This window comes from Pseudonocardia pini (assembly GCF_013870575.1).
Taxonomy (GTDB): Bacteria; Actinomycetota; Actinomycetes; order Mycobacteriales; family Pseudonocardiaceae; genus Pseudonocardia; species Pseudonocardia pini.
This window is the reverse complement of the sequence record NZ_JACBXB010000438.1, coordinates 1-4,558: the sequence shown is the minus strand read 5'-3', so window position 1 is coordinate 4,558 and position 4,558 is coordinate 1. Positions and strand designations below refer to the sequence as shown.

Here is a 4,558-nt window from a genome sequence, read left to right as displayed (position 1 = left end):
CCCGACCAGGAACCCGCCGACGGCGAGCGGCGCCTGCGGGGGGAACGGGCCGCCGGTGACCGCGACGCCCAGGAACACCAGGTTCCCGGTGATGTTCGCGACGAACACATGGTCCATCGCCAGGAAGGACACCACGTCGACCATCCCGGTCACCACGGTCGCCACCAGCATCGCCGCGGTACGACGCTCCATCAGCCCGGCTCCGCCGCGAGCGCGGCGGCTCGCTCGGCCAGCCGGGCCCCGACCTCCCGGGCGCGGTCGCGGACCAGCAGCCTGCCGTCCCGCTTCACCACCCGCCCGTCGACGAGGACCGTGTCCACGTTCCCGCTGTGCGCGTGGGTGACCACGGCCCCGACCGGGTCGGTGGCGGGGGCGATGTTGGGGTCGTCGAGCCGGACGAGGATCAGGTCGGCCCGCTTGCCGGGCTCGAGCGAGCCGATCCGGTCGGCCATCCCGAGCGCCCGCGCCCCGTTGATCGTCGCCCACTCCAGCGCCTGCATCGCGGTGACCGAGACCCGCTCGTTGAGCGACCCGCCTGCGTTCGCGATCCCCTCCAGCGACGCCGCGATCCTGGCGTTCAGCGCGGGGTCGGTGCCCGCCTCGGCGAGCCGGTCCAGCTCGAGCACGGCGTGGTGGCGCTCGACGTCGAGGCTGCGCCGGATCGTCTCCAGCATGCTCGCCGAGGTGGTGATCTCCGAGTCGGTGCCCAGCGCAGGGGTGCCGCCCGCCCGCATGACCCGCTCCAGCAGCGGCCTGCGCGGCGTGCCCTGGATCTCGGCCGCGGGGGTCGCCGTGACCGAGACGCCCGCCCCGGTGAGCACCGCGAGCTCCTCGTCGCCGAGGAAGTTGCCGTGCGCGAGGTTGTGCCGCGCGGAGAGCAGCCCCTCCTTCTCCAGTACCCGGTACCCGTCGGCGACCAGCCGGTTCGCCGTGCCCCACACGTGGGCCGACGTCGGCAGGTCCAGCTCCGCGGCCAGCGCCAGGTCCGCGCGGGTCACCTCGAGCGTGGAGTAGTCCGGCCCCAGGATGCACAGGGCGAGCGTGACCAGCGCGGAGTCGTCCGCCAGCTCGGCGCGCAGCCGCGTCGCCTCGCCGCGCGGGTGCGGGACCCGCGAGAAGTGGGGCTCGCCGGGCCGCGGCGGCGGCTTGACGGTCCCGTGCCCGAACACCGCCCGCACCCCGGACTCGCGCAGCGCGGCGACCGAGTGGTCGGAGAAGGCGGGGGTGCGGTTGTCGTGGCACCAGTCGAAGACGGTGGTCGTGCCCGCGTCGAGCTGGCCCCACATGCCCAGCAACGTCGAGTCGAGGTTGTCCTCCGGGACGAGCCGCCGCGCCAGTCCGGCGTGGACCCGGGTGAAGTAGTCGTCGGTCACCCAGTCCGCGCCCGTCCCGCGCAGCAGGGTCTGCCAGCTGTGCAGATGGGTGTTCACGAGGCCCGGGAGCACCGCGCAGCCGCGGCCGTCGATCACCTCTGCGCCCGGGTGCTCGCGGGTCCCCGTGGGGACGATCGCGCGGATCACCCCGTCCTCGACGAGGACGTCGTGCGCGGGCAGGTGGTCCACCCGCCCGTCGACGGGGACGACGACGGCGTCGGTCACCAGGGTCCTCACGCCGGGCTCCCCTCGACGACCGGGACGCCCCGCAGCTCGCCCGCGCGCTGTCGACGGGCGACCCACCAGATCGTGCCGATCGCCAGCGGCGCGATCGCCATCGGATAGAGGATCGGCGCGGTCAGCGACCCGGTGCCGTCGGCCAGCAGGGTCGCGATGTACGGCGCGAAGCCGCCGAAGAGGGCGACCGTGACGTTGTAGCCCAGCGAGAGCCCGGTCGTGCGGACGCGGGCCGGGAACAGCTCGGCCAGCGCGGCCACCATCGGGCCGATCGACGCGCTGATCACCAGCTGCAGCACGAGGATCAGGGCGAGCAGCGAGGGCACCCCGGGGTTGCCCACGAACAGCGCGAACATCGGGTAGGCGACCACGAGGAAGAGCACCGCGGCGCCACCGAGCAGCGGCAGCCTGCCGATGCGGTCGGACAGCGCACCGAAGACCGGGATCAGGACCAGGCAGAACGCCGACCCGACGACGAGCAGACCGGTCACCGTGCCGCGCGCCATGCCCAGCTGACCGACGCTGAAGGCGTTGAGGAACTGGTTGGCGACGTAGCCGGTCGCGGTGCCGAAGCCCCCGATGCCGATCACCGCGAGGATGCCTCGCCAGTGCTGCGTGAGCGCCTCGCGCAGCGGCGTGCGCTGCTCGACGTCCGTGTCGATCGCCTGGAACTCCTCCGGCTCCCGGATGCCCGATCGGATGTAGAGCGCGATCGGGACCAGCAGGAACCCGATGACGAACGGGATCCGCCAGCCCCAGGCCCCCAGCTGCTCCTCGGTCAGGCTCGCGTTGAGCACGAAGGCGCACAGCGTGGCCGTCAGCGTGCCGAGCACGAAGCCCGCCTGGTGGAAGCTGCCGAACAGACCCCGCCTGCGCTCGCTCGCACTCTCGGTGATCAGCGCGGCGGCCCCGCCCCACTCACCGCCCGCCGCGAAGCCCTGCAGCAGCCGCAACACCACCAGCAGCACGGGCGCGGCCACGCCGATCGAGGCGTAGGTCGGCAGCACCGCGATGCCCAGGCTCGCGACCGCCATCGCGAGCATGGTGATCACCAGCAGCCGCTTGCGACCGTGCTTGTCGCCGAGCCTGCCGAGGATCAGCGCGCCCGCGGGCCGGGCCACGAACCCGAGCCCGAACGTGATGAAGGCCGAGAGCAGCGACGCCGTCGGGTCGTCGCTCGGGAAGAACTGCTGCCCGATCGTCACGGCGAAGAAGCCGAACACGGTCAGGTCGAACAGCTCGACGTAGTTGCCGATCGCCGCGGCGGTCACCGCGCGGACGTCGGAGCGGCGCCGGGGGGCTGGAGGCTGGGGCATGGGAGTCCTTCACCGGAGGAGGGGCAGGGTCGCCGCGCTGCGCCGGGCACATCGTCAGGCCTGGGTAATGTGCTGTCCAAGAGATCGTCGCGATGGATCGATCTCGTGAGGAGATGGATGTGGACCTGCGTCAGCTGCGCTGCGTGGTGGCCGTCGGCGAGCACCAGCACTTCACCAGGGCCGCTGAGCAGCTCGGACTCGCGCAGTCGGCGGTCAGCGCGCAGGTGCGGGCGCTGGAGACCGAGCTCGGCGTGGTCATCTTCGAGCGATCCAGCCGGAACGTGAACGTTACGGCGCCCGGCGAGCTCGTCCTGGCCCGCGCGCGCACGATCCTGGGCCAGGTGGACCGGCTGGCCGACGACGTCCGCCCCACCGACGACGTCGGCGGCACCGTGCGGATCGGCACCATCTCCAGCACCAGCGCGGTCGTGCTGCCCGCGGTGCTCGCCGCGCTGCTGGAGCGGCACCCGGGGATCACCGTGTCGGTCAGCTCGCGGATCAGCAGCGTGATCGTGCGCGAGGTGCGGGACGGGACCGTGGACGTCGGGATCGTCGGGGCGCGGGCCGGGCGCGTCACCCCGGGCCTGGAGTTCCGCAGGCTGTGGAGCGAGCAGATCCTGGTGCTGGCACCGCCCGGGCACGCGCTCGCGTGCAGGCGGCGGGTGCGGGTCGCCGAGCTCGCCGACCTGCGGCTGGTCGACTACCCGCTCGGGGCGGGCACCCGCGCGGAGACCGACCGGATGTTCCGCGAGGCGGGGGTGTCCCGGGTGCCGCGGCTCGAGGTGGACAGCACGGAGCTGATCGTCGAGCTGGTGCGTCGGGGGCTCGGCGTCGGGCTGCTGCCCGCCGGTCCCGCCGTCGCGTTCCCGGACCTGGTCACCGTGCCGGTGGTCGACGGCCCGACCCGCTCGGTCTGGGCGGTCTCCCGCACGGGTGACACCGCCGCGCCCACCCGCGCCCTGCTCACCGTGATCGACTCCGTGGCCGGGTCACTGGGCTGAGCCTCAGAGCCAGCCGCGCTCGTCGGCGGTCCGGACGGCCTCGGCGCGGGTGCGGGAACCCGTCTTCCCGATCGCGGCGGAGAGGTGGTTGCGGACGGTGCCCTCGGACAGGTGCAGCCGCCGCGCCATGGTGGAGACGGTGGCACCGTCGGCCGCGGCGAGCAGGACGTCCCGTTCCCGGGCGGTCAGCGGGCTCGCCCCGGAGGACAGCGACTCCGCCGCGAGCACCGGATCGACCACCCGCAGACCCTGGTGCACCCGCCGCACGGCGTCGGCGAGCTGCTCGGGCGGCGAGTCCTTCACCACGAACCCCGACGCCCCGGCCAGCATCGCCCGCGCCAGGTACCCGGGCCTGCCGAAGGTCGTGAGGATGACGATCCGGCAGCTCGGCAGGCTGCGGTGCAGCTCGGCGGCCGCGGCGATGCCGTCGGGGACCGTGCCGCCGGGCATCTGGACGTCGAGCAGGGCGACGTCCGGCTTCGCCTCCGCTGCCGCGCGCAGCACCTCGTCCCCGCTGCCCGCCTGCGCGACCACCTCGATGTCTCGCTCCAGCCCCAGCATCGCGGCGATCGCACCGCGCACCATCGCCTGGTCGTCGGCCAGGAGCACCCGGATCACGAGGACTCCGCGG

General features: G+C 73.7%; 5 protein-coding genes. 1 reads left to right on the top strand and 4 read right to left on the bottom strand.

Annotated elements, in window-relative coordinates; translation table 11 throughout:
* From H5J29_RS21685 to H5J29_RS21675, 3 genes are all read right to left on the bottom strand, one after another.
* On the bottom strand, positions 1 to 192 hold a 192-nt coding region (locus tag H5J29_RS21685), incomplete at its 3' end, for a DUF1275 family protein (RefSeq protein ID WP_181782883.1).
* Positions 192 to 1,610, bottom strand: a complete 1,419-nt coding sequence (locus H5J29_RS21680) for an amidohydrolase family protein (RefSeq protein ID WP_181782882.1) — start codon at positions 1,608 to 1,610, stop codon at positions 192 to 194. The genes H5J29_RS21685 and H5J29_RS21680, both read right to left, overlap by 1 nt.
* Positions 1,607 to 2,926 (bottom strand): MFS transporter, encoded by a 1,320-nt coding sequence (locus H5J29_RS21675; RefSeq protein WP_181782881.1) that lies wholly within the window; start codon positions 2,924 to 2,926, stop codon positions 1,607 to 1,609. Before H5J29_RS21675 ends, H5J29_RS21680 begins: the two co-directional genes overlap by 4 nt.
* A 119-nt stretch (positions 2,927 to 3,045) precedes the next feature.
* On the opposite strand from H5J29_RS21675, the gene H5J29_RS21670 reads away from it, so the two are divergent.
* Entirely contained in the window at positions 3,046 to 3,927 is an 882-nt protein-coding gene (locus tag H5J29_RS21670; RefSeq protein WP_181782880.1) for a LysR family transcriptional regulator, read from the top strand.
* 3 nt (positions 3,928 to 3,930) lie between these two features.
* Here the strand turns inward: H5J29_RS21670 and H5J29_RS21665 are convergent, their stop codons facing one another.
* The gene (locus H5J29_RS21665) at positions 3,931 to 4,545 is read right to left on the bottom strand and encodes a response regulator transcription factor (protein ID WP_181782879.1); all 615 of its coding nucleotides are present in this window, start codon (positions 4,543 to 4,545) and stop codon (positions 3,931 to 3,933) included.
* Positions 4,546 to 4,558 lie beyond the last annotated feature (13 nt).